Raw genomic sequence first — 25,297 nt, 5'->3', positions numbered from 1 at the left:
CTATAAATCGAATAAAACGCCATAAAACCCACCAGAGCCTGATGCTCTGGTGGGTTTTTTTATGTCTGGAGGAAAACACCATGGGCATGAGTGCAAACACAATTCAGATGTGCGTCGGTAACGGCGAAACCTGTAAAAGACTGACGCAGTCAGGAGTGCAGTCTTTGCCATGTCCTGGGCCGACGTTGTGTGAGTTCGGTAAAGGTGGTCTGTGCAAGCCGTATGGTCGTCTGAACGTGAAGGTAGGTAAAGACGATGATCTCGGCACGTTTATCTTTCGGACGACCGGCTACAACAGTATCCGGACTCTCGCGGCCAGACTGAGCTACTACCAGGCAGTCTCTGGTGGTCTATTGACGTACATGCCCTTGGAACTGAAGCTGAGAGGCAAAAGTACGACGCAGAGCCATCGGACGCCGATCTACTACGTGGATCTGGTCATTAGGAGGGGGTACCACTTCACGAGGCGGTGGCCGAGGCAAGAGAAGCCTTCAGGCTGGTGAAGGAGGAGGGCGTTGATCAGGCTGCATTGGATGCTGCCGCCGCAAAGGGGTTCGGCGACGCCCTGTTTGAGTATGATGAGGATGAGGTGAGTCAGGTGATTGAGGAGTTTTATCCACCGACGAAAGATGCAGCCAAGAGCCCGGCGGACAGCTCCTCTGTCGTATCAAAGCTAAAAAGTGACCTGAAACCTGCCCAGTCGGCTTCCAGATCAAATTTATCGAGTGGCCCTACATGGGCCACTCTGGCAAGCCCCCGATACAGTAGACGCTTGATAGCGCAACACTAAACGCAAATCTACAGGTGTTGGTAATGAGCGGAAAGCGCTACTCCGAAAAATTCACAATCGAAGCGGTCAAACAAGTTACTGAGCGGGGCTACAAAGTGACTGATGTGTGCCGGAGACTGGGGATTACCTCGGCCAGCCTGCACAAATGGATCAAGCTATACGGTGATACTGGCAGCCAACACCAACAAATTAGCGAGCAGCAGGAAGAGCTGCGCAAGCTCAGAGCGGAACTGCGCCGGGTCAGCGAGGAACGCGACATACTAAAAAAGGCCGCAGCGTTCTTTGCCAAGGAGTCCAAGTAAAGTATCGCTTCATCAGGACTCACCAGAGTGAATTTCGAGTCCGTGTCATGTGTCGGGTTCTGGGCGTCCATTTCAGTGGCTTCTATGCCTGGCTACATAAGCCGGAAAGCTCTCGCACCAAGGCCAACCGTCGCTTGGTGGGGCTGATCAAACAGGCCTGGCTCGAAAGTGGTGGCGTGTACGGCTATCGGAACATCACCCTGGATCTCAAAGATCTCGGCGAGAGGTGCAGCAAGAATCGGGTGTACCGATTAATGAAGGCCGAAGGTATCCGTGCTCAGCGCGGCTACAAGCGCCACAAAGGTTAATATGGCGGGGAACCTGCTCATGTCGCACCCAATCATCTGGATCGCGATTTTGAGGCTCAGAAGCCGAACGAGCGATGGGTGACTGATATTACCTACATTCGAACTCACGAGGGCTTCTTGTATCTCGCCACCGTTCTGGACCTGTTCTCTCGGCAAATTGTGGGCTGGTCCATGAAGTCGCGCATGTCGACGGACCTGGTTATGGACGCCTTACTGATGGCTTCCTGGAGGCGCAGACCAAAACAGGAGGTTCTGATTCACTCAGACAAGGCTCCAAGTACACCAGCCGTGAATGGAGAGACTTCCTGAAGGAGCACCGACTGAAACCCAGCATGAGCCGTCACGGCAATAACGGTGGGCTGTCACCGGTGGACTTCGAAAAACAGTATTTCACAAAGCTGTCGGGTGTCTAGGATATCGGGGGCTTGCCAAACAGCTTTTTGGGTTTTCCGAACTTTTCATAGTTGGCGGATTTAACCAGACGGTCTGTGAGTTTGTCGGTCGCCATAGTTGCAGTTCTGTACTTTTGTTGGGGGTATAAAGAGCACTAAAGCGAGCGAGATTCCATTTTGTACCCACAGTTGTACCCCCAGAAAACGTGGATATCGGTGGACTTCGGTAGACCGCTATGAACTAATGGTGGGCTTTAAGGCTTTTAAAAACAGGGCGTTATGTATAGTGGTGGACTTCAGTGGACAGCCGGATGGTACCCCCGGCAGGACTCGAACCTGCTACCTTCCCCTTAGGAGGGGGACGCTCTATCCAGATGAGCTACGGGGGCAAATCTGCGAGAAGGCCGGTATGATAGCGGGCGAAAGCTTGTGGCTCAAGGTGTTGGCGTGCTGAGTGGTCTTCCGGGAGTTTTATTTTGTCCGAGCCGTTCTCGTTAAGTGTGATCGTTCCGGTGTGGCAAGAGGCCGGAGCCATCGTCGAAACCCTGCAGCCGCTTCAGCCGCTGCGCGGGGCTGGCCATGAGGTGATCGTGGTGGACGCCGGGAGCCCGGACGGGACAGCTGAACTTGCCCGCCCGCGGTGTGACCGGGTGGTGGTATCCGGCAAGGGCAGGGCGGTGCAGATGAATGCTGGCGCGGCTGTGGCGCGGGGCGACGTGTTGCTGTTCCTCCATGCTGACACCCGTTTGCCCGAATCAGCCCTCGCCGAACTTGAGCAGTTCTCCCGGAGCCGGTGTGGCTGGGGCCGCTTCGATGTGGCTCTGAGCGGCCGCCGCCCGATCTTCCAGGTTATCGCCTGGTTCATGAACCGCCGGTCCCGTCTGACCGGAATCTGTACCGGCGATCAGGCCATGTTTGTGCGTCGGACTGTGTTCGAGGCCCTGGGCGGGTTCCGCGAGATCCCTCTGATGGAAGATGTGGAGTTTTCCCGGCGGTTGCGCCTGGTGTCCCGCCCCTGGTGCATCGCCGATCCGGTGCTTACCGACAGCCGGCGCTGGGAACAGAACGGCCCCTGGCGTACTATTCTGCTGATGTGGCGATTGCGTTGGCGTTACTGGCGTGGCGAGTCGCCGGAATCCCTGGCGCAGGCCTATCGATCGGATGTCCGAAATGCCTCAGAGTAATCCTCCCTCCGCTGTCTTTCTCCAGTTTGCCAAGTGGCCCGAAGCGGGCAAGGTCAAGACCCGGCTGATGCCGGAGTTGGGCCCGGTCGGCGCCCTCGAGGCCCACATCCGTCTGACCCTGAAGGTGCTCGATAACCTGTGCGCCACCGGTTACCCGGTGGAGTTCTGGTGGGATCGGGAGGTGGACGAACCAACCGGCGAGGCCTTGCCCATTCTCGAAGAGGTGGAAGGTGCTGGCCTGATTCAGATGGTGCAGCAGGGCAGCAGTCTCGGTGAACGAATGGAAGCGGCGCTGGGCCAATCCTTACAAGAGTATGACCGGGCCCTGATTGTTGGCAGTGATTGTCCGTCGGTGGATCCTGATTATGCTCGGCATGCAGTGGCGTGCCTGTCGGATCATGACGTGGTACTCGGTCCCTCTGACGATGGCGGATACGTGCTGATTGGTGCCTCCCGGGTTGTCGAAGGCATGCTGGATGATATCGAGTGGGGCACCCCACAAGTGTTGCATCAGACTTGCGAGCGGCTCGAAAAAGCAGGGCTCAGCTATTTCCTGCTGGAGCCCCGCTGGGATGTCGACGAGCCCGAGGACTGGGCCCGTTTTCTGGGTAGTCGCTGAGTCGGTCAGCTCGCCGGCACCGGCGGCAATTCGGTAAGTGTGCCCAGAGCCCGATCGGCCTCCAGGCCATTGCCACCGGTGACCACCCGCAGTGCTTGGTCTCTTTCCAGCACGGACTTGCGGAAGGTATCCAGCAGGTCCTGCCTGGTGACGTTCTTCACCGCCTCGGCAAGCTGCTCCCTCGAGTTGAAGGTTTCCATGCCACGGTCGATTTCCCGCCAGTAGCGGCCGGAGATGTCCCCCAACTGCCGATCCTGTTCCAGCAACTTGCTGATCACGGCCTGTTTCTCCTGACTCAGCCGTTCTTCGGTCAGGCCGGTCAGTACACTCTCAAAGCCTTCCGAGAACTCCTGTACCGCCCGATCAATCTCGCTTTGCGAGGCTGAGGGCGACTGCACCACGAAGCCCAGGGCCGGGGTTTCCAGCATTTCGAACGGGGTAGCGTACACGATGTACCCCAGCTGGCGGTTGGTGCGGATTTCCTCGTAGAACGGGCTGCTGATGATCTGGCCCAGCAGTCGATAGCGGGCCCGCTCCTCGAAGGTGGTGTTATCCCCCTGCATGTAGAGGGTGTAACCGGTGTCCGGGTGGTCCACTGCCAGAGACACTTCGGTTTCTTCTTCGGGCAGCTGGCGCACCTGGCTACGGGGAACTTCGGCAAGCCGGCTGTCGTCCAGCACGATGGCTTCCACCTGCCTTGCCAGGTTCAGGGCGTAGGCTTCGGTGACATTACCGTGGGCGAGCATGACCGGATCAACCTCGGTCAGCAGGTTGCGGGCATAGGAGCGCAGCTCGTCCAGGGTAATCTCCCGGGCAGCGGCCAGTTTCTCATCGGTGCTCCAGGCGCCTTCGATCAGGGCGGTCTGGACAAACTCGGAGGTCTGTTCCACCGGGCGGTCCTTGGCCTGGTTCAGCAGGTTGTCGATCAGGTTCTGACGGGCAATCCGGAATCGCTGTTCGGTCAGCAGCGGATCACCCACCTGGAGCAGAATCCGGTTCAGCAGGTTATGGAGTTTGTCGTTGTAGCCGCCCACGCGGATGGTGATGCCACGCAGGTGGGAGTAGACGCTGTAATCCAGGCCCGCAAGGCTGGCGGCATAGGAGGAAGCGTTCAGGTTGCTGTTGACCGCATCCACCAGTACCTGGGTTAGCACGGCACTACGCGCACTGGCCCGGGCGGCAGGCGTGCGCAGGCTGACGAAAACGTTGGCCTTGGGCGTGCCGAACCGGGTATCCCGGGCAAACCAGCTTTCTATTCCGTCCTGGCTGCCCAACTGAACCGGGTAGGCCATGGTATCGCCAGGAACCAGTCCAAGGTTCTCCGGAACAAAGGGATTGGGCTGAGGCAGTGCCAGCTGGGCTGCCAGCTGTTCCGGCGCGCCGGTAGTGATCTCCGAAGGCGACAGCTCGGTCATCTGCCAGGCGGCGTCGTACCACTGGGTGGTGTTGGGCTCTTCCAGTTCAGGCTCTGGTTCCAGCACGAAGACCATCAGATTCTCGGGAGTCAGCCGGTCCAGAATGTCGCGGTACTGCTCAGGCGCATACCGTTCCATCAGCCAGGGGGCGCTCAGGATATCTTCCGCCGGATAGTGCTGGAGCTGGCCGGCCAGGCGCATGGCTTCGTGCAGGGGCTGACCCTGTTCCCGGAAGCGGAAATCGATGGTGGCCAGCTGCTGCATTTCCTGGAACCGGTTCTCGCCGATGCCGGACTCGCGGATCCTTTCGATGTAATCGAACACCAGCGGCAGGATCTCGTCCTGGCGCTCCAGGCCCTCCGGAGTCAGAGCCATGCTGATTTCCAGTGTTGCGTTGTCGCCGGTGTCCATGCCCAGCCCGGCGGAAAGGCTGTCGGCCAGTCCGGCACGCTTGAGTACATCGAACAGGCTGCCCGGGCCTTCATGGCCCAGCAGGTTGGCGATGTAGCTCGCCGGCTTGGTTCGATAGTTTTTCTGCTGGGAGGGGATCGGGAAGCTCAGGGTCAGGCTGCGGACATCCTTGATGGCGTCCGCGGTGACCCTGGCTGGCAGGTCCTCGGCCCGGAACATTGGTTCCGGGTGCTTTTTCTGTTCGAGGTTGCGGTTTTCGATGGCGCTGAATCGCTCCCGCACCATGGTTTCAAGCTCGTCCAGTGACTGGGGACCATAGACCGAAAGTGTCATCAGGTTTGCGGAGTAATGGTTCTCCCAGAACTCGATCAGATCCGGGCGCAGGGGATTATCTTCGGTATTCTCCAGTGTACTCAGGTTGCCCACGGCAAACTGGCTGAAGGCGTGGTTCGGATTGCTCACCGCTTTCTTCACGGAATAGAAACGCCGGCCGTCCTCTTTCTGTTTGGCACTGAATTCCGAGTGCACGGCGTTGCGCTCCCGATCCACCAGTTCCGGAGTGAAAAGCGGAGCAGAGAACTGCTGGGCGAAGCGGTCGAGGGCGGGCTCCAGATGTTGCGCCTGCACGTCGAAGAAATAGTTGGTGTCCTGGAAGGCCGTGAAGGCGTTGTGGCGGCCGCCATGGCTCTTGATGAACTGCTGGTATTCGCCGGGCTCCGGGTATTTCTCGGTGCCCAGGAACAGCATGTGCTCCAGGAAGTGGGAGAGGCCTTCGCGCCCTTTGGGATCATCTCCGCTACCCACGGCGACGTTCATCGATGCCGCCGCCTTGTCCGCTTCGGAGTCGGAGACCAGGATCGCCCTGAGGCCGTTGTCCAGCTCCAGGTACCGGTACTGATTATCATCGTTCGGACTCTTGCGGATGTCTCCCGCGGCCAGTACCAGGCTGCTGAACAGGAGTAGCGCCAGGGAGGACAACACTCGAAGGTATTGGCGGATCGGCTTTCCGTGGGTCATAGGGCCTCTGCGGTCTGTGGATTCGGTTGATTCAGTGCATCAGGGCGTTGCGGGTCGCCTCTGGCTGCTGGTCCAGGGTTTTACGTGCCAGATCGGCCGCTTTCTCACTGTCCAGCTGGCCCGATGCAATCCGCTCAAGCACGGTGGCCATGATGGCGACGGACTGGCGGTACTCGGAAAATTCAGCCTGGAAGGCCTGATCGATGGCCTCGTACACCGCCTGGATTTTTTCTTCCCGGGAGCCGGAGTTGGCGGCAGTATCGTTGATGGCCTTCAGGCATGCCCGGGCGATGGCGATGTAGCGTTCAGTGTTCGGGTTGTCTTTTTGCATAGATGTGGTTTTCAGGGAACCTTGTTGACTGTGACATGAGATGACGCCGGAAAGCGCAATAAGTTCCTGATTATGGCATTGCCGGCCAAGTGTTTCATGGCTTTCTGTGACGGGATTTTCAAGGCCGGCAATTCGGGCGCCCTGTGCTAGTCTCAGAAACAATGTGTCGGAAAAATCGCCAGGCCCAGCGCAGGGCCTATCCAGGAATTAGAGTAATGGCTCTATACAAAACAATAGCTTAAAGAGTAAATGCTCTAAAAAAGTTCGATACATGAACGTTGCAATTAAGTACAATGCCGGCGTTTTCGGGTGGCTACGACTTTAGTCGAATGGCGCCCGGCATGGATAGACAAAAACAGAGCAACAGGCAGGGTGGAATTTAATGAACTACTTCCTTACTGGTGGTACCGGATTTATTGGTCGTTTTCTCGTTGAGAAGCTTCTGGCGCGGGGCGGCACTGTTCACGTACTGGTGCGCGAACAAAGCCAGGACAAGCTCCAGAAACTCCGGGAGCGCTGGGGTGCGGATGAAACTCAGGTCAAGGCGGTGATCGGTGACCTGACCAGCCCGAATCTGGGTATCGACGCCGATGCCATGGCTGCCCTCAAGGGCAAGATCGATCATTTTTTCCACCTTGCCGCCGTCTACGACATGGGCGCGGATGAGGAGAGCCAGCAGGCGACCAATATCGAAGGTACCCGTGCCGCGGTCCAGGCCGCCGAGGCCATGGGTGCTAAGCACTTCCACCATGTTTCCTCCATTGCAGCGGCGGGTCTGTTCAAGGGCACCTTCCGCGAGGACATGTTCGAGGAGGCGGAAAAACTCGATCATCCCTATCTGCTCACCAAGCACGAGTCCGAAAAGGTGGTGCGGGAAGAGTGCAAGGTTCCGTTCCGCATCTACCGCCCGGGCATGGTCATCGGCCACTCCAAGACCGGTGAAATGGACAAGGTGGATGGCCCCTATTACTTCTTCAAGATGATCCAGAAGATCCGCCAGGCGCTGCCCCAGTGGGTGCCGACCATCGGCATCGAGGGTGGTCGCCTGAACATCGTGCCGGTGGATTTCGTGGCCGATGCGCTGGATCACATCGCCCACCTCGAGGGCGAGGACGGTAACTGCTTCCACCTGGTGGATTCCGATCCCTACAAGGTTGGTGAGATCCTCAATATTTTCAGCGAGGCCGGCCACGCTCCCAAGATGGGCATGCGTATCGATTCCCGGATGTTCGGTTTCATCCCGCCGTTTATCCGCCAGAGTGTCAAGAACCTGCCGCCGGTGAAGCGCATCACCAGCGCGGTGCTGGATGACATGGGCATCCCGCCGTCGGTGATGTCGTTCATCAACTATCCCACCCGCTTTGACGCCCGTGAGACCGAGCGGGTGCTCAAGGGCACCGGCATCGAGGTACCGCGCCTGCCGGACTACGCGCCGGTGATCTGGGATTACTGGGAGCGGAACCTGGATCCGGACCTGTTCAAGGATCGCACCCTCAAGGGCACGGTCGAGGGCCGGGTATGCGTGGTCACCGGTGCAACGTCCGGGATCGGTCTGGCGACCGCCCAGAAGCTGGCGGATGCCGGTGCCATCCTGGTCATCGGTGCCCGCAAGCCGGAGCGGCTGAAGGAAGTGGCGGCCGAGCTGGAGTCCCGCGGTGCCAGCGTGCACCCCTACCAATGCGACTTCTCGGACATGGACGCCTGTGACGAGTTCATCAAGACCGTGCTGGACAACCACGGCCACGTGGACGTACTGGTGAACAACGCCGGCCGCTCCATCCGCCGGTCCCTGGATCTGTCCTTCGACCGTTTCCACGATTTCGAGCGCACCATGCAGCTCAACTACTTCGGCTCCGTGCGCCTGATCATGGGCTTTGCGCCGAGCATGCTGGAGCGCCGTCGCGGCCATGTGGTGAACATTTCTTCCATCGGGGTGCTCACCAACGCACCGCGGTTCTCGGCCTATGTGGCGTCCAAGTCGGCCCTGGATGCGTTCAGTCGCTGTGCGGCGGCGGAGTGGTCTGATCGGAACGTGACCTTCACCACCATCAACATGCCGCTGGTGAAAACGCCGATGATTGCGCCAACCAAGATCTACGATCAGGTGCCAACCCTGACCCCGGACGAGGCGGCGGACATGGTGGCCGAGGCGATCGTCTACCGGCCCAAGCGCATTGCCACCCGCCTGGGTATCTTCGCCCAGGTGCTGCATGCCCTGGCGCCGAAGATGGGCGAGATCATCATGAACACCGGTTACCGGATGTTCCCGGACTCACCGGCAGCCGCCGGAAGCAAGTCCGGCGAGAAGCCGAAAGTGTCCACTGAGCAAGTGGCCTTTGCGGCGATTATGCGGGGTATCTACTGGTAACAGTGGTCACGCAGGCATTAAAAAACCCGCTTCGGCGGGTTTTTTAATGGGCGTTGATTATTGCTCGGGGATCTCCACCGGAGGTGGGGGAAATCCGCCCAGTTCCTTCCAGCGATTGACGATACCACAGAACAAGTCGGCGGTTTTCTCGGCATCGTAGGCCGCCGAATGGGCTTCCTTGTTGCTGAACGGGATACCAGCCAGCTTGCAGGCCTGGGCCAGCACGGTGTGGCCATAGGCCAGGCCCGCCAGGGTCGCGGTATCGAACGTGGAGAACGGGTGGAACGGGTTGCGTTTGATGTCGGCGCGCATGGCGGCGGCGAACACGAAGTTATGGTCGAAGGTGGCGTTGTGGCCCACCAGCACGGCCCGCTTGCAGTCGTGGGCCTTCACCGCCTTGCGGATCGGGCTGAAGATCTCGCTCAGGCCCTCGAGCTCGGGCACTGCTTCCCGCTCCGGATTCCAGGGATCGATGCCGGTAAAGTCCAGGGCAGACTGTTCCAGGTTGGCGCCTTCGAACGGGTCGATCTGCTGCACGTGGGTCTCGCTCCGGCGCAGCCAGCCGTCGTCGTCCATGGTCAGCAGCACTGCTGCCACTTCCAGCAAGGCATCCCGCTCGGGGTTGAAGCCGGCGGTCTCCACATCGACCACCACGGGCAGGAAGCCCCGGAAGCGTTTGGACATGGGATGCGGTTCTTTGTTTTCGTCTGTCACTCGAACTCCGGTTGTCGACAGTGTGTGTACTCGGCGTAACAGATTACGCCATTTGCCAGTTAACGGTTTCACCGGCTTTCAGGGGCACAATGGAGCCATCTGCCAGGGGCAGTTGCTCGGGCATGGTCCAGGGCTTGCGCACCAGGGTGATGGTGTCCTGGTTGCGGGGCAGACCGTAGAAGTCGGCGCCGTTATGGCTGGCGAAGGCCTCGAACTTGTCCAGGATGCCCAGCTCCTCGAAGATTTCCGCGTACAGGCCAATGGCACCGAAGGCGGAGTAGCAGCCGGCACAGCCGCAGGCGGTCTCTTTCTTGTCTTTGGCGTGGGGGGCGGAATCGGTGCCGAGGAAGAAGCGCTTGTCGCCGCTGGCCACCGCGTCCCGCAGTGCCTGCTGGTGCAGGTTTCGCTTCAGGATCGGCAGGCAGTACAGGTGGGGGCGGATGCCGCCAACCAACATGTGGTTGCGGTTGTACATCAGGTGTTGGGGCGTCAGTGTCGCGCCGAGGTTGCCGCCCTTGTAGTCACGGACAAAATTTGCGGAATCGGCGGTAGTGATGTGTTCGAGTACCACCTTCAGGCCCGGGAACGCCTCGAGTGTCGGTGCCAGCACCCGCTTCAGGAACACTTTTTCCCGGTCGAAGATATCGATGTCCGCATCAGTGACCTCGCCATGCACCAGTAAGAGCATGCCGCAATCCGCCATGGCTTCGAGCACGGGGTAGATATTGCGGATGTCCTTCACCCCGGAAGCGGAATTGGTGGTTGCTCCGGCCGGATAGAGTTTGGCGGCGATGACGCCGGCGGCCTTGGCTTCCCGGATCATCTCGGGCGTGGTGGTTTCGGTCAGGTACAGGGTCATCAGAGGTTCGAAACCGGTACCGCTGGCGGCTGCCAGAATGCGTTCGCGGTAGGCGGCTGCGTCGGCTGCGGTGACCACGGGCGGCACCAGGTTGGGCATGATGATGGCACGGCCGAAACAGGCGGCGGTGGCCGGGACCACGTCCTTGAGGATATCCCCGTCGCGGACGTGCAGATGCCAGTCGTCCGGGCGGGTGATGGTCAGCTGTTCTGTCATGGGTGTTTTCCGGGAGGCCTGAAAAATTTGCCGAATTATATCAGAAGGTGAACAGGGTTGTTGCTCACCCTCCCGGAGAACCGTTCGATCAGTAGATGGAGTCCAGTACTTCCAGGTGTGCGGCCACGCTCTCGGCCAGGGCCTTGAGGTGGTAACCGCCCTCCAGGGTAGAGATGATGCGGTCGTTGGAATAGTCGTTGGCGACGCTGGTGATCATTTCGGTGAGCCAGCGGAAGTCTTCGGTCTCCAGGTTCAGCTCAGCCATCGGGTCCAGCTTGTGGGCGTCGAAACCGGCGGAGATCAGGATGACCTGGGGCTTGAAGTCCTGCAGTTTCTTCAGCCACGCGGCCTCTACCGTTTTCCGGTACTCCGCTGATGAACAGCCTGCCTCGATCGGTGCGTTGACGATGTTCGGCGCCTGGCGGTGCACATGGGAGTGGGGATAGAACGGGTGCTGGAAACTGGAGCACATGAGTATGCGCTCGTCACCACCGACGATGTCCGCGGTGCCGTTGCCCTGGTGCACATCGAAATCCACGATCGCCACCCGGTCCAGGTGGTGGAAGTTCAGTGCCCGCATCGCGGCCAGTGCGATGTTGTTGTAGAAGCAGAACCCCATGGATTTGGCGCGCTCGGCATGGTGGCCGGGTGGGCGGGCGCAGACAAAGGCGTTGGTGACCTGGCTGCTCATCACCATGTCCACCGCCTGGACATTGGCACCGGCGGCCAGGCGGGCGGCCCGCAGGGTGTCGGGCATCATCGCGGTGTCCGGGTCGGTAAAGACGCGGCCCCGGGTCGGCTCCATCAGTTCCAGCTGCTGCAGGTACTTTTCCGGGTGCACGGCCAGCAGTTGATCGCGGGTAATCTCTTCGGGACGGACCCAGTCCAGATCCTGCTCCAGATGGGTGTCTGCAAGATAGGCCAGGATCGTGGAGATTCGCTCAGGGCATTCCGGATGGTCCGGCCCCATGTTGTGTTTCATGCAGTCGTCGTGGGAAAAGAATGCCGTGGTCATACGTCTCTCAGTGTCCCGAATATGCTTGTATTTTCATCAATGTTATCAGGGAAAACCGCAGTCCGTCGTATTTCTTTGGTCTTATAGGGCTGATAGCCGTTTTACATCAATACCGGAAGGCCTAAGATAAGGCGTACACAGATAAGTAACCTGTTTTATTGACGTTATCACCTGAACCGGCCCGGCGGGGGCTGGTCTGAGGAGACCGCCTTGAGCACCCGTTACCTGGAAAGCCTTTTCAACCCCAGCTCCATTGTCGTGATTGGCGCCTCCGAGCGCGCGGACAACCTGGGTGGTATGGTCCTGCGGAACCTTCTCGGTGGCGGCTATCCCACGGAAAAACTGCTGGTGATCAACCAGAGTGGCTACGACAACGTCCACGGCGTGCCTTGCGTGCCCAAGGTGGCGAAGATGGACTTCTCGCCGGACCTGGCCATTATCTGTACCCCGCCCGATACCGTCGCGAAAACCATCAAACGCCTGGGCGAGGCCGGGGTTCGAACCGCCATCGTGATGACCGGTGGTATGTCCCGGACCCACAGCAAGACCGGGCAGCCGCTGATGTACTCCGTGCGCGAGGCTGCCAAGGAGACCGGTATCCGCGTGCTGGGGCCGAACACCATCGGCCTGATGGTACCGGCCCGGAGCCTGAACGCCACCTACGCCCACATGGGCGCCATTCCCGGGCGGGTGGCCTTTGTGGGGCAGAGTGGCACCATTGCCAGTTCGGTGCTGGACTGGGCGTTTGCCCGGGGCGTGGGGTTCTCCTACTTCCTGACCCTGGGTGATGGCATGGACATCGATCACGACGACCTGATCGATTACCTGGCCCAGGACACCCAGACCCGCGCCATCCTGCTGCACATCGAGAACGCGCCCAATCCCCGGCGTTTCATGTCGGCGGTGCGGGTCGCGTCGCGTACCAAGCCGGTGATTGCGGTGAAGTCCGGCCGGGTACCCGAGTCCGAATGGTTCCACCACGAATTGCCTGCCGGCCTGAAACGCAGTGACCCGATCTACGACGCCATGCTGCAGCGGGCCGGTGTGTTGCGGGTGGATGGCCTGGGGCAGATGTTCGACGCCCTGGAAACCCTGACCCGCATGCGCCCGTTGCGCCGGGAGTCCCTGGCGATCATGGCCAACGGGGTCGGGCCAGGGGTGCTGGCGGTGGACCGGCTGGCAGATCTGGGCGGCGAGCTGGCGGAGCTGTCGGAGCAGAGTATTGAATCCCTTGCCGAACTGTTGCCCCCGTACTGGACCCGCAAGAACCCCATCGACCTGAACTACGACGCCTCTCCGGAGCTCTACGCCCAGGCCATCAAGATCCTGGCCAAGGATCCGGAGGTGGCCAACGTGCTGGTCATGTACGCGCCCAGTCTGACCGAGGACAGCCTGCAAATTGCCGATGCCGTGGTGCAGGCCTCGAAGGGCACACGCCTGAACGTGTTCACTTGCTGGCTGGGCCAGAGCACGGTGATGGAATCCCGGGAGGAATTCTACCGGGCTGGCTTACCGTCTTTCTTCAATCCGGAGAAGGCGGTGATGGCGTTCATGCAGCATGTCCGGCATCAGCGCGTGCAGCGCCTGCTGACCGAGACCCCGGAGTCCTTCACCGACCATTTCGCCGACCGGACCCGGCCCCGCCGCCTGGTGGCCAATGCCCTGCGTTCAGGGCGAATGCATCTCTCCAACCGGGAAGCCCGGGACGTAATCCGGGATTACGGTATCAATACCATCGACACCATTTACTGCGACGACATCGAGGAGGTGCTGGAAGCCTTCGCGGTGGAGCGCCGGCCGGTGGACATTACCATTGTGCATGAGCAGGCCTGCCACCCGTTCCTGGACCTGAGCCCGACCCAGCGCCGTTACAAGGGCACGGTGAAGAAGCTCAACAGCGAGGCGGCGATCATGGATTCCTGCCGCTTCCTGATGGAGGAATACCAGGAGCATTTCCCGAACAGTGGATTCCTGGGTTTTGCGGTCCAGCGCTCCTACCAGCATGTGGGCGGGGTGGAATTCAGCGTGGGTATTACCCGGGATTCCGAATTCGGGCCGCTGGTGGTATGCGGGGCCTCGGGCGCCCAGATCAACGTGATGACTGACCGGCAGATTGCGCTGCCGCCGCTGAACATGGTGCTGGCTCGCGAGCTGCTGCGCCGCACCTACATGTACAAGCTCCTGAAGGAGCACAGCCTCAAGCCAGAGGAGGACATCCGGGCGGTGTCCGAAACCCTGGTGACTCTGTCCCAGATCGTGATCGATATTCCCGAGATCAAGGGGCTGGAGATCTCGCCGCTGCTGTTCAACGAGAGTGGGGCGGTGGCGGTCAACATCGCCATCAATCTCGATGACACGCCGACCAGGCCGATTATCCAGCCCTATCCCCGGGAACTGGAGGAGTGGATTGTGCTGCCCAAGTCCGGCCGCCGGGTGATCATCCGGCCGGTGCTGGCGGAAGACGAGCCGGCTCACCGGGAGTTCCACGAGCACCAGTCACCGGAATCCATCCGCTACCGGTTCTTCCAGTACCGCAAGCACTTCTCCCGGGAAGACGTGGCCCAGATGGTGCAGATCGACTACGACCGGGAAATGGTGTTCATCGCCAATGCGCCCCGGGAGGATGGCGAAGGCGAGGAAACCCTGGGCACCGTGCGCACCTGGACCGACGCCGACAACCTGCGCTGCGAGTTTGCGGTGATGGTGGATGACAAGATGAAAGGCGAAGGCCTGGGCGTGGCCCTGATGCAGAAGATGATCGATTACTGCCGGGCCCGCGGCACCGTGGAAATGATCGGCAACGTGCTGCCGGATAACCGGCCGATGTTGCAGCTGGCGGAGCATCTGGGTTTCGAGATCAAGTACAACACCGAGGAAGAGGTGATGGATCTGAGGCTGGTGCTGAATGAGCCGGAGAAGGATTGGCAGAAGGAGCGGCTGAAGAAGCGCGGGGCGCATCTTTAAGACGGGGTCAGATGAAGGCTTTCATCTGACCCCAACTTCATGCCCGATTCTAGCCGCGGAGTGGGGCCGCCAGGACGGGGTCAGAAGAACGAGTTCTTCAGACCCCTGAGCTGCTGACCCCAACTTCAGGTTTACGCCTGCCTCGGAGGTTTCGTCCAAGACGGGGTCAGATGAAGGCTTTCATCTGACCCCAACTTCATGCCCGATTCCAGCCCCGGAGTTCCGGGCCAAAGGCGGGGTCAGAAGAACGAGTTCTTCAGACCCCTGTGCTAAAGTCTGCGCCTGAGACGGGGTCAGATGAAAGCCTTCATCTGACCCCATTTTCACACTTCACTCCTCGACAATCGCCGAGCGATCCTCGCCCCCGAGGGCTTCCAGCAACCCCGGAATCATCCGCGACAGCTCCAGCGTCATCAGGCTGAACGCAGCATCAAGCTTCGCCACGGCATCATCAGCGTCAACGTCATCCAGCTGCTCCTGCAGCGTCTCGCCAAACTTCAGGCGGCGGATGCCCAGCTCTTCGTCGAGCACGAAGGAGACGTTCTCATCCCAGGTCACGGCAAGTTTGGTGACCTGCATGCCGGCTTCCAGGTGATTGCGGATTTCGTCGGCTTTCAGGTCCAGGCCCTTGCAGCGCACAACGCCGCCGTCCTCGGAGGGATCTTTCAGCTCACACTCGCTGCCCAGGGCAATGCTGGCGGGCAGGTCGATGGTTTCGTTCAGCCAGCCGGTGAAGGTGAACGCGGGGGACTGCTCCACCGCAGGCGGGCGTACCGGCAGGGAGCCCAGGCTCTTGCGCAGTGTCGAGGCCAAGTCTTCGGCCTGCTTGGCGGAGCCGGCATCCACCACCAGTACACCGTCCTGGGGCGCCAGGTAGGCATAGCAGCGGCGGTTCCTGGAGAATGCCTGGGGCAGCATTTCCAGCATGACCTGTTCCTTGATTTCGTCCTTTTCCTTGCGACGGACCTTGCGGCCCTGGTCGATCTCGATGGCCTCGGCCCGCTCTTCCACGGCTTCCTTCACCACCGGGCCCGGCAGGATCTTTTCTTCCTTGCGCAGGGAAATCAGGTGGTAGCCGTTGGCACTATGCACCAGTTGCTCGCCATGCTTGCCCAGCGGCGGCACCCAACCCTGCCGGCTGGTTTCCTGGGGGCCGCAGGGTTTGAAGGCATCGGCCTGCAGCTTCTCTTCCAGTTCTTCGGGAGAGATGTCGAACGGCTTGGTAAAACGGAATACGCGGGCGTTACGAAACCACATCAGGTTCGGTCCTTGCTTTTGATTTGAATCGGTGATGGTTCGAAAAGGGGGAAAGGATGATACGGCCACCGTATGGTGGCCGTAAAGTGACGTATCCGGCGCTACAAGATCTGGAGGATTTCAACCAGCACCGTCTTGATGATAAAGCCGACGACGCCGGCGCCGAGCACGGTAAACAGGGCAATTGTGCCGAACCGGCCAGCCTTGGACTTCTTGGCCAGGTCCCACACGATAAAACCCATCCAGACAATCAGGCCGGTGAGAAACACCAGCATGGCAATCTGGGAAAAGACTGCTTCGTTCATTGATGACTCCGATAACAACTGAAATTAATTACTGCTCGTCGCGCAGGAAAACCCAGTTGTTCTTATCGGACTGGTCTTCGCTGAAATAGTAGCCTTCGAGGTTGAAACCCTTCAGGTCGTCGGCCTGGGTGATGCGATTCTGGATCGCATAGCGGCACATCAGGCCCCGGGCCTTCTTGGCGTAGAAGCTGATCATCTTGTACTGGCCGTTCTTCCAGTCCTTGAACTGGGGCGTAACCAGCCGGCCATCGAGATCTTTCTTCTTCACACTCTTGAAGTATTCGTTGGAGGCCAGGTTCACCAGTACGCCGTCATCCTCGGCCAGCAGACGATTGATCTCCTCGGTGATCTTGTTGCCCCAGAAGGCATAGAGATCCTTGCCACGATTGTTTTCGAATTTCGTACCCATCTCCAGCCGGTAGGGCTGCATCAGGTCCAGCGGCCGGAGGATGCCATACAGGCCGGAGAGCATGCGCAGGTGTTCCTGGGCGAAGGTGAAATCCTCTTCGCTGAAGCTTTCCGCGTCCAGGCCGGTATAGACGTCACCCTTGAACGCCAGCACCGCCTGGCGGGCATTCTCCGGTGTGAACGGGGTGTGCCAGGTGCGGAACCGCTCGGCGTTGAGCTGGCCCAGCTTGTCACTGATGCTCATCAGGTTGCTGACCTGGTGTGGCTCCAGTTCCTTGAGCTGGTCAATCAGTTCGCAGGCATCGTCCAGGAAGTCCGGCTGGGTATAGCTTTCCGTTGCCAGCGGGCTCTCGTAGTCCAGCGTCTTGGCAGGGGAGATAACCATCAACATGTCAGGAAATCCTCATTGCAGAAAGGTCAGTAACTGGTCCCTGGTAAACGGCCAGTCCAGCTCCGCACCGGTGTCGTTACGGCGCAGCACCGGAATGCGGGTGCCGTAACGCTCTACCAGCTCTTCAGACTGGGCAATGTCCACCACGTCCACCGGAATCGGTTCCGGCATCGGCGTGTTCACCAGCAGGGCTTCCGCCAGTTCGCACAGGTGGCACTCGGAGGTGGTGTAAAAGTACAGTTCCATTATTTCTTGGGCTGCGCGTCCAGTTGTTGGCCGTTGACGCCCTGACTGTCTTTGCCCATCAGGTACAGGTAAATGGGCATCAGGTCTTCCGGCGCCGGATTTTGCTGCGGGTTTTCCGCCGGGTAGGCTTTGGCACGCATATTGGTCCGGGTGGCACCCGGGTTCAGGCTGTTGACGCGGATGTTGTGCCGCTCGTCGTCCAGCTCATCGGCCAGCAGCTGGCTCAGGCCCTCAATGGCGAACTTGGAGACGGCGTAGGCGCCCCAGTAAGCCTTGGCTTTGCGGCCCACGCCTGAGGAGGTGAAAACCACCGAGGCGTCATCGGATTTGCGGAGCAGGGGAATCATGGCACGGCTGAGCAGGAACGGCGCCGTGGCGTTCACATGCATCACCTTGTTCCACATTTCCGGGTCGTACAGCTCCACCGGGCTGCGGTTACCGAGGATGGCTGCGTTGTGCAGCAGGCCATCGAGCCGGCCGAAGTTGTCCTCGATGGTCATCGCCAGCTCTTCGTATTCCTTCACCGCCGCACCCTCGAAATTCATCGGCACGATGGCCGGTTTGGGATGGCCGGCGGCCTCGATCTCGTCGTAGACCTCTTCAAGCTTCGACACGGTGCGGCCCAACAGGATCACGGTAGCGCCATGGGCGGCGTAGGCCTTGGCGGCGGCACGTCCGATTCCGCTGCCGGCACCCGTCACCATCACGATGCGGTCCTGCAGAAGATCGGCGGGTGCTTGGTAATCTTGCATAACCTGTCTCCGTTTCAGGTTGTTGCCGGTCTGTATGCCGGGTACGGATTCATTTGAGGCGCTATTGTAACAGCTTTGCCAGATCGCTGACGGTATTGGCTATGAGGTCGGCTTGCCATAAATCAACCGTTTCCGGCTCCTCGATGTAACCGTAACGTACGGCAATGGTTCGCATACCGGCGTTACGACCAGCCTCGATATCCCGCTCATGGTCGCCCACGTAGATGGCGGTCTCCGGCGGTGCCCCGATTTGCGTACAGGCCAGGAACAGGGCTTCCGGATGCGGTTTGCGCTGGGCTACATGGTCCGGGCACACCACCGCGGCGCAGCGCTGGGCCAGGCCCAGGGCCTCCACCAGAGGGGCGGCAAAGCGCACCGGCTTGTTGGTGACAATGCCCCAGGGAATGTCCCGTTCTTCGAGGCTCCGCAGGAGTTCATCCATGCCCTCGAACAGGGTGGTCTCGACGGCGACGCCGGCTTCGTAGAGGTCCAGGAAGGCGGTGTGCTTTTCCGTGTAATCCGGATGGTCCGGTTCAAGGCCGAAGCCCACCCGTATCATGGCCCGGGCGCCGTTGGAGACGGAGCGTCGTATCTGCTCCGGCGGCAGTGGCGCGAGGCCGTGTTGTTCCCGCAACTGGTTCAGGCAGCGGATGAAATCCGGCGCGGTATCGATCAGGGTGCCGTCCAGATCGAACAACACCACGGAAGGTTTCGGATCAGTCGTCACGGGAATCCCTGGCGTGCATGAGGTAGTTCACGTCCACGTCCCGGCCGAGTTTGTAGACCTTGGTGATCGGGTTGTAGGTCATGCCGGTCAGCTCCTGTACTTCCAGGCCGGCGTGGCGCAGGTGATCGGACATTTCCGACGGGCGGATGAACTTCTTCCACTCGTGGGTGCCCTTGGGCAGCATGTTCAGCACATACTCGGCGCCGACGATGGCAAACAGGAAAGACTTCGGATTCCGGTTGATGGTGGACACGAACAGGTGCCCGCCTGGCTTGAGCATGGCAGCGCAGGCCCTGATCACCGAGGCGGGGTCCGGCACGTGTTCGAGCATCTCCAGGCAGGTGACCACGTCGTACTGTCCGGCCTGGCCCGCGTCGCGGGCCAGGTCTTCGACCGTGGTTTGCCGGTAGTCCACCTTGATGCCGCTTTCCAGGCCGTGGAGCTTGGCCACGGACAGCGGCGCTTCGCCCATGTCGATGCCGGTCACGTGGGCCCCGCGCTGGGCCATGCCTTCGGACAGCAGGCCGCCGCCGCAACCTACGTCGAGCACCTTCTTGCCGGCCAGGGATACCCGCTCGTCGATGTAGTTCAGCCGCAGGGGGTTGATGTCGTGCAGCGGCTTGAACTCGCTGGAGGGATCCCACCAGCGGCTGGCCAGGGCCTCGAATTTGGCAATTTCATTCCGGTCTACGTTCTGATTGGTCATGTTGGTCTCTGCCTGGAAAACGTATGAATTCGGTTATTGGGCCTGATATTGCCGGATACGGTCACGCCAGTCATTGACCCTTAGCATGAGGTCGGCCACATCGATCCGGGTCAGCTTGCCTTCCTGTAACTGAGGTACGCCATGAATCCAGCTATGGCTTACTGCCCGGGCGTGGTTGCTGTACACCAGATGGGAGGCCGGATCGTAGACTGGCTGCAGGAACGGGTCACTCAGGTCGATGGCAATGATGTCAGCCAGTTTGCCGGGCACCAGGGAGCCCAGGTCGTGTTCGCGGCCCAGGGCCCGGGCGCCATTGATGGTGGCCATGGCCAGCGCCTGGTGCGCGGACAGGGCGGCGGCATCGCCGGCGACGGCCTTGGCGACCATGGCGGCGCTGCGGAGTTCGCCGAACAGGTCCAGATCGTTGTTGCTGGCCGCGCCGTCGGTACCGATGGCGACATTGATGCCGTGGTCCATGAGTTTCTGCACCGGGCAGAAACCGCTGGCGAGCTTCAGGTTGGATTCGGGACAATGAATGACATGGGCGCCGCTGGTGGTCAGCCGTTCGATGTCGGAATCATCGATCTGGGTCATGTGCACGCACTGGGTGCGGGGGCCCAGCAGGCCTTTCTCTTCGATGCGCGCTGTTGGTCGCTGGCCGAACTTTTCGACAGCATCTGTTACTTCGAACGCGGTCTCGTGCAGGTGAATCTGAATCCTTGCACCGGTTGCTTCCGAGAGGGCGAGGGCATCGCCCAGTGGCCCATCGGAAACAGTGTAGGGCGCATGGGGGCCGATGGCGGGCGTAATGTATTCGTCATCCTTCCAAACCTCGATCAGGTCGGCCCCTTTTCTCAGGTATTCCTCGGGTCCCGAGCCCCAGGCGGTGGGGAAGTCGATCAGCGGGAAACACACCTGTGCCCGCATGCCCACATCGTGGGCGGCCTGAGCCACGATCTCCGGGAAGAAGTACATGTCGGAGAAGGTGGTGGTGCCGGTCCGCAGCATCTCGGCCATGGCCAGTTGAGTGCCATCGGCGATGAATTGCTCGCCAATGAACTGGTGCTCCGCCGGCCAGATGTGATCGTTCAGCCAGGTCATCAGGGGCAGGTCGTCGGCCATGCCCCGGAACAGGGACATGGCCGCGTGGCCGTGCATGTTGATCAGACCGGGCATGACCACGTGATCGGGCAGATCAATGGTTTCCCTGGTCCGGTAATCACGGTCCGCCTCGTCCTGAGGGAGCAGGGCCAGGATTCGGGAGCCCTGAAGGATGAGGGCGTGGTTCTCCAGGATGACGCTGGCGGGTTCGATGGGAATCACCCATCTGGCATTGATTCGGATATCGGCCGCGGTGGTGATGGTTTCTGCCGTCATTGACCTGCCTTACAGCGTTGGGCGCAACCTGTGCGCTCCGGAATGAAATGTAGCCCGAAAGTATAACCAGTGGCTGCGGCAAGGACTACCCGGGGGCTTGTTTAATGCGATGGTTGGTACCAACTTGAATAGAGGGGCAAGAATTTCGGAGTGCTTCCCCGGCTATCACCGCTATACTGCGGGCTTTTGAAGGACTGACAAGGAGCACGTTTATGGCGAATGAATCCCGTCCGGCTGAACGCAACATCGGCACTGTGGCCATGCGCTGGCACGGGCACTCCCTGGAGTTGCTGGATCAGCGGTTGCTGCCAACGGAGGAGCACTGGATTACCTCGGAAGGTGCTTCCGGCGTTGCCCAGTGTATCCGGGACATGGTGGTCCGGGGTGCTCCGGCGATCGGTATCAGCGCCGCCTACGGCGTTGCCCTGGCAGCCCGTCACGCCGGTGGCGGCGACTGGAAGGCGGAGATCCGGCAGGCCATCCGCGAGCTGGCGGAATCCCGGCCGACAGCGGTAAACCTGTTCTGGGCATTGCAGCGGATGGAGAGGGTGTTCCACGAGTGCCATTCCCTGGATGAGGCCATCAAACGCCTGGCCGCAGAGGCCCAGAGCATCCACGAGGAAGACCTCGAAGCCAATTTTGCCATGGCCGACCATGCCCTGGAATTCATGAACCCGGACAAGCCGATATCGGTGCTGACCCATTGCAATACCGGGGCCCTGGCCACCGGTGGCTATGGCACTGCCCTGGGCGTCATCCGCCGGCTGCACGAGGAAAAGCTGCTCCGGAGTGTCTATGCCGATGAAACCCGCCCCTGGTTGCAGGGTAGCCGGCTGACGGCATGGGAGCTGTCCCGGGACGGTATTCCGGTCACTCTCAATGCCGACGGTGCAGCTGCTGCCATCCTGGCCAGCGGCAAGGTGAAATGGATCGTGGTGGGCGCAGACCGGATTACCGCCAACGGTGACGTCGCCAACAAGATTGGCACCTACAGCCTCGCGGTATTGGCCCGCCACCACAAGGTCGGATTCATGGTGGTGGCGCCTTCCAGCACCGTGGATATGTCCCTGGCCTCCGGCCGCGACATTCCTATCGAGGAGCGGGATGGCACCGAAGTGCGAGAGATACGGGGTATTCCGCTGGCGCCGCCGGGTGTGCAGGTCTTCAATCCGGTGTTTGATGTGACGCCGGCCAGTCTGATCGATGCCATCGTCACCGAGAAAGGCGTCATCCACAATCCCAATATCACCGGGATGCGTGCCTTATTTGGTTGAGGTGTCGTCCTTGCCCTCGTAGTGGGCTTTCAGTCTACGGACTTCCTGCTCCTGTTCCTCCACGAAGTGCAGGGACATCTCGAAGCTCTGGCGGGTGAATTCCAGTACCCGCTGGAAGCCTTCATCGGACAGGTTCCGGGCGTCATCGTGGCGCCGGAAGATATTGATGAATTCCCGCTCCCGTTCAAACTGCAGCGGCAGTCTGCCCACACCCCAATCGTTCAGTATTTTCCAAACTTCCGGGTTGTAGTTCCGGGTGGTGCGCATGATGAAGGGGATAGGATCGTTGCGGGCGATCAGTGCCGCCAGTCGCAGGATCAGTTCGAAGGAGAGGGTGGACGTGCCGTTCTCGATGGCCTCGAGCACCGATTTGTCCTTGAGGTTGAGCGCCTCGCTCATCTCCGTCAGCGTAAGCCCGGCCACCTCCCGGATATCTTTCAGGGACTGGCCGGCCAGTAGCATCGCCCGAAGCTGGTCCTGGGAGTTGATCAGGGCCCGGCCTAACCGCAGCGAGGTATCGGTGGCCCGGGCACCGAAGCGAAGGGCAGAGCCGGTAAGCTGGTAGATCCGGTCCACCAGACCCTCCGGGGCTTTTTCCGGTGCTCCGGAGGTCTCGATGGCCTCCACTTTCTCCATGGATTTCATGGCGTGGAGTGCGTCCAGCAGCATGTCGCGAACTTCCCTCGCATTCTGCTGGCTGATTTTCGACTCTTCCTTCCTGGAGGTCATAAAAACAGGCCGTTGGTTTACTGGGCCGGTGCCTGGACCGCAAAGTGCCGGCGTTGCAGGATGGAAGCCATCTGCTGGTCCAGCTCCAGCATATCCGCCATGATGTGGCCGCCTTCACGGATCACGAAGTCCAGTTCCTCATCGGTGGTGTCCAGATCGGCAGCTTGGGCATCCTGCCAGTCCTCCAGGGCCTCCAGGGAGTCGAAAGGTTCTTCACCGCGCAGCTCCCGGCGAGCGTTGGCAATGGTCAGGCGGGTACGCTCAATCTGTTCGTGCTGGGCCTTGCGCTCGTCGAAGTTCAGGCTGACGGTTTCCAGTTGCCGCTGCTTTTCAAGGAATTCGATTTCTCTTTGAAGCAGCTTGAACTCGGGGTTGGTGTCAAACCGGGACTCGTGGCGTTTACGCAGTTCACCGATGATGCCGCTGAAATCAAAATAGCGGGTGTGGGGTACCGCCTCGATCTGATCCCAGGGCAGGGCATGGTCCAGGGCGTCTTCGCCGATCCGGGTCTTGTCGACCCGGGAAGGGATCTCGATATCGGGGATCACACCCTTGTGCTGGGTCGAGCCACCGGATACCCGATAGAACTTGGACTGGGTGATTTTCAGCTGACCGTGATTCAGTGGGCGAACCGCCTGTACGGTACCTTTACCGAAGGTCTGCGAGCCCACCACGAGCCCGCGGCCATAGTCCTGGATGGCGCCGGCGAAAATCTCCGATGCCGAGGCGCTCATGCGGTTGACCAGTACGACCAGCGGGCCGTCATAGGCAACCGAGGGATCCTCGTCGTTCAGAACCTGGACATCGTTGTTGGCGTTGCGGATCTGCACGGTGGGGCCTTTATCGATAAACAGGCCAACCAGGTCGTTTGCTTCATGCAACGCGCCACCGCCGTTGTTACGCAGGTCAACCACCAGGCCGTCGACACCGTCTTCCTGCAGTTCTCCGATGAGCTTGCGTACATCCCGGGTGGTGCTCTTGTAGTTCGGATCGCCGGCCTGCATGGCCTGGAAATCAGCGTAGAAGGTGGGGATGGTGATCACGCCCACCTTGTAGTCCTCGCCGCCGCGCTCAAGTTCGATCACGTCCTTGCTGGCGCTCTGTTCCTCGAGTTTTACCTCGTCGCGCTTGATGGCGATGGTCTTGGTGACCGTCTCGTCGGAGGCATTGGCGGGAATTACCTCGAGGGTCACAGTGGAATCACGGGGGCCCCGAATCAGGTCCACTACTTCATCGAGGCGCCAGCCAATGACATTTACCGGCTTTTTGCCTTCCTGCCCGACGCCGACAATGCGATCGGCTGGCTGCAGCTGGCCCTGCTTGGACGCGGGCCCGCCGGGCACCAGGCGAACCACCTTGGTGAACTCGTTATCCGATTGCAGCACCGCGCCGATACCTTCGAGGGAGAGACTCATGTTGATGTTGAAGTTCTCGGAGGTACGGGGAGAGAAATAGGAGGTGTGCGGGTCCCACATGCCGGTAAAGGCATTCATGTAGGCCTGGAAAGCATCCTCGCTGCGGGCCTGGTAGGCACGCTTGAGCTGGCCCTCGTAGCGCTGGCGCAGGCTCTCCTCGATCTGGTCATCCTCGGTGCCGTTCAGCCGCTGTGCCAGCACCGCATTCTTGATACGTCTGATCCAGAGGTTGTCCAGAGCGGCCTGGTCGGGCTCCCAGTCCGCCTCGGAACGATCCAGCAGGATGGTTTCATTGGCGGAGAAATCCAGGTTCTCCAGACCCTGATCGAGCGTTTTCAGGGCGAACTGGAGGCGTTCGATAATGCGTTGCTGAACCAGGTTGTAGATATCAAAGCCCGGCTGCAGCTGGCCGGTTTTCAGGGCGGAGCCAAGCTGGGATTTCACCCGGTCAAACCGCTGGATGTCCTGCTGGGTCAGGTAGATCCTCTGGCCATCGAGATATTCCAGGTAAGCACTGAAAACGTCCCCGGAAAGCTCGTCACTGATGCCCAGGTCACGGAAGTGGGTGAATTGCAGCTGGCGGGCAATCAGGATATTGGCCCGGGCCTGATCAATGGTCGGGGCAACCGGCTCGTAGACCTTACTGTCGTCCGGTTTTGCCTGCAGCCCGAGTGGCGTGGAGACCAACAGTGCGACGGCAAGGGCACGGCAAAGACCTTTTCCTCGACCAGTGAATGGACGGCTACGGGACATCATGTTTTCCGCGATGGTCATAAATTCTTACCTGACGGTGCTGGGCAATCGA

At 60.2% G+C, this 25,297-nt stretch carries 20 protein-coding genes, 1 tRNA gene and 2 pseudogenes; 7 read left to right on the top strand and 16 right to left on the bottom strand.

The features are described from left to right. Nucleotides 1-107 precede the first annotated feature (107 nt). Together BM254_RS18050 and BM254_RS12545 are read left to right on the top strand one after the other, a co-directional pair. Nucleotides 108-790 (top strand): annotated as a pseudogene (locus BM254_RS18050) (recombination directionality factor); the annotation flags it as partial. A gap of 23 nt (nt 791-813) precedes the next feature. Continuing rightward, a pseudogene (locus tag BM254_RS12545) lies at nt 814-1,813 on the top strand (IS3 family transposase). Between the two features lie 291 nt (nt 1,814-2,104). Here the strand turns inward: BM254_RS12545 and BM254_RS12540 are convergent. Further along, nucleotides 2,105-2,181 (bottom strand) — tRNA-Arg (locus BM254_RS12540). Between the two features lie 87 nt (nt 2,182-2,268). Between BM254_RS12540 and BM254_RS12535 the strand changes: the two genes are divergently transcribed. After that, nucleotides 2,269-2,976, top strand: coding sequence for a TIGR04283 family arsenosugar biosynthesis glycosyltransferase (locus BM254_RS12535; protein ID WP_092004085.1), 708 nt, complete (start codon nt 2,269-2,271; stop codon nt 2,974-2,976). Next, nucleotides 2,963-3,595 (top strand): TIGR04282 family arsenosugar biosynthesis glycosyltransferase, encoded by a 633-nt coding sequence (locus tag BM254_RS12530; RefSeq protein ID WP_092004684.1) that lies wholly within the window; start codon nt 2,963-2,965, stop codon nt 3,593-3,595. The genes BM254_RS12535 and BM254_RS12530 overlap by 14 nt, the downstream gene beginning before the upstream one ends. 5 nt (nt 3,596-3,600) lie before the next feature. Here the strand turns inward: BM254_RS12530 and BM254_RS12525 are convergent, their stop codons facing one another. Further along, nucleotides 3,601-6,438 carry an insulinase family protein gene (locus BM254_RS12525; RefSeq protein ID WP_092004082.1) on the bottom strand — a complete coding sequence of 946 codons (2,838 nt, stop codon included), beginning with the start codon at nt 6,436-6,438 and terminating at the stop codon, nt 3,601-3,603. A gap of 31 nt (nt 6,439-6,469) precedes the next feature. After that, nucleotides 6,470-6,769, bottom strand: a complete 300-nt coding sequence (locus BM254_RS12520) for a hypothetical protein (RefSeq protein WP_092004079.1) — start codon at nt 6,767-6,769, stop codon at nt 6,470-6,472. A gap of 382 nt (nt 6,770-7,151) precedes the next feature. Here BM254_RS12520 and BM254_RS12515 point away from each other — a divergent pair, with 382 nt between their 5' ends. Further along, a complete protein-coding gene (locus BM254_RS12515) occupies nt 7,152-9,137 on the top strand; it encodes an SDR family oxidoreductase (RefSeq protein ID WP_092004076.1) in 1,986 nt (661 codons plus the stop codon). Nucleotides 9,138-9,194: 57 nt separating this feature from the next. On the opposite strand, the gene rnt is transcribed toward BM254_RS12515, so the two are convergent. The 3 genes from rnt to BM254_RS12500 form a co-directional block, all read right to left on the bottom strand. After that, entirely contained in the window at nt 9,195-9,851 is a 657-nt protein-coding gene (rnt, locus tag BM254_RS12510) for a ribonuclease T (protein WP_092004073.1), read from the bottom strand. Nucleotides 9,852-9,894: 43 nt separating this feature from the next. After that, entirely contained in the window at nt 9,895-10,926 is a 1,032-nt protein-coding gene (gene pyrC, locus BM254_RS12505) for a dihydroorotase (RefSeq protein WP_092004070.1), read from the bottom strand. Nucleotides 10,927-11,014: 88 nt separating this feature from the next. Continuing rightward, nucleotides 11,015-11,941 carry a histone deacetylase family protein gene (locus tag BM254_RS12500; RefSeq protein ID WP_092004067.1) on the bottom strand — a complete coding sequence of 309 codons (927 nt, stop codon included), beginning with the start codon at nt 11,939-11,941 and terminating at the stop codon, nt 11,015-11,017. Between the two features lie 210 nt (nt 11,942-12,151). Between BM254_RS12500 and BM254_RS12495 the strand changes: the two genes are divergently transcribed. After that, nucleotides 12,152-14,905 (top strand): bifunctional acetate--CoA ligase family protein/GNAT family N-acetyltransferase, encoded by a 2,754-nt coding sequence (locus tag BM254_RS12495; RefSeq protein ID WP_092004063.1) that lies wholly within the window; start codon nt 12,152-12,154, stop codon nt 14,903-14,905. A 330-nt stretch (nt 14,906-15,235) separates the two neighbouring features. Here the strand turns inward: BM254_RS12495 and rdgC are convergent, their stop codons facing one another. The 8 genes from rdgC to BM254_RS12455 form a co-directional block, all read right to left on the bottom strand. After that, a complete protein-coding gene (gene rdgC, locus BM254_RS12490) occupies nt 15,236-16,162 on the bottom strand; it encodes a recombination-associated protein RdgC (protein ID WP_092004060.1) in 927 nt (308 codons plus the stop codon). A gap of 101 nt (nt 16,163-16,263) precedes the next feature. Beyond that, the gene (locus tag BM254_RS12485) at nt 16,264-16,467 is read right to left on the bottom strand and encodes a DUF2788 domain-containing protein (protein WP_092004057.1); all 204 of its coding nucleotides are present in this window, start codon (nt 16,465-16,467) and stop codon (nt 16,264-16,266) included. Nucleotides 16,468-16,495: 28 nt separating this feature from the next. Further along, nucleotides 16,496-17,266, bottom strand: a complete 771-nt coding sequence (gene yaaA, locus BM254_RS12480; RefSeq protein ID WP_092004054.1) for a peroxide stress protein YaaA — start codon at nt 17,264-17,266, stop codon at nt 16,496-16,498. A 12-nt stretch (nt 17,267-17,278) separates the two neighbouring features. After that, nucleotides 17,279-17,512, bottom strand: a complete 234-nt coding sequence (locus BM254_RS12475) for a glutaredoxin family protein (RefSeq protein ID WP_092004050.1) — start codon at nt 17,510-17,512, stop codon at nt 17,279-17,281. Further along, the gene (locus BM254_RS12470) at nt 17,512-18,264 is read right to left on the bottom strand and encodes a YciK family oxidoreductase (RefSeq protein WP_092004047.1); all 753 of its coding nucleotides are present in this window, start codon (nt 18,262-18,264) and stop codon (nt 17,512-17,514) included. The genes BM254_RS12475 and BM254_RS12470 overlap by 1 nt, the downstream gene beginning before the upstream one ends. 61 nt (nt 18,265-18,325) lie before the next feature. Next, entirely contained in the window at nt 18,326-18,991 is a 666-nt protein-coding gene (locus tag BM254_RS12465) for an HAD family hydrolase (protein WP_092004044.1), read from the bottom strand. Beyond that, on the bottom strand, nt 18,981-19,697 hold the full coding sequence (gene ubiG, locus BM254_RS12460; RefSeq protein ID WP_092004041.1) for a bifunctional 2-polyprenyl-6-hydroxyphenol methylase/3-demethylubiquinol 3-O-methyltransferase UbiG: 717 nt from the start codon (nt 19,695-19,697) through the stop codon (nt 18,981-18,983). Before ubiG ends, BM254_RS12465 begins: the two co-directional genes overlap by 11 nt. Before the next feature lie 33 nt (nt 19,698-19,730). Further along, on the bottom strand, nt 19,731-21,074 hold the full coding sequence (locus BM254_RS12455; protein ID WP_092004036.1) for a TRZ/ATZ family hydrolase: 1,344 nt from the start codon (nt 21,072-21,074) through the stop codon (nt 19,731-19,733). Nucleotides 21,075-21,286: 212 nt separating this feature from the next. On the opposite strand from BM254_RS12455, the gene mtnA reads away from it, so the two are divergent. Then, nucleotides 21,287-22,348, top strand: coding sequence for an S-methyl-5-thioribose-1-phosphate isomerase (mtnA, locus tag BM254_RS12450; protein ID WP_092004033.1), 1,062 nt, complete (start codon nt 21,287-21,289; stop codon nt 22,346-22,348). Here mtnA and BM254_RS12445 read toward each other — a convergent pair. Continuing rightward, on the bottom strand, nt 22,337-23,077 hold the full coding sequence (locus BM254_RS12445; RefSeq protein WP_092004030.1) for a helix-turn-helix domain-containing protein: 741 nt from the start codon (nt 23,075-23,077) through the stop codon (nt 22,337-22,339). The genes mtnA and BM254_RS12445 overlap by 12 nt on opposite strands. Before the next feature lie 17 nt (nt 23,078-23,094). Then, nucleotides 23,095-25,266: a carboxy terminal-processing peptidase gene (locus tag BM254_RS12440; RefSeq protein WP_092004027.1), complete on the bottom strand. Its 2,172-nt coding sequence runs from the start codon at nt 25,264-25,266 to the stop codon at nt 23,095-23,097. Between the last annotated feature and the right edge of the window lie 31 nt (nt 25,267-25,297).

The organism is Marinobacter pelagius (assembly GCF_900114925.1).
GTDB classification, from domain to species: domain Bacteria; phylum Pseudomonadota; class Gammaproteobacteria; order Pseudomonadales; family Oleiphilaceae; genus Marinobacter; species Marinobacter pelagius.
Note: the sequence above shows the minus strand (reverse complement) of the source record. Positions and strands in the feature narration are given on the sequence as shown.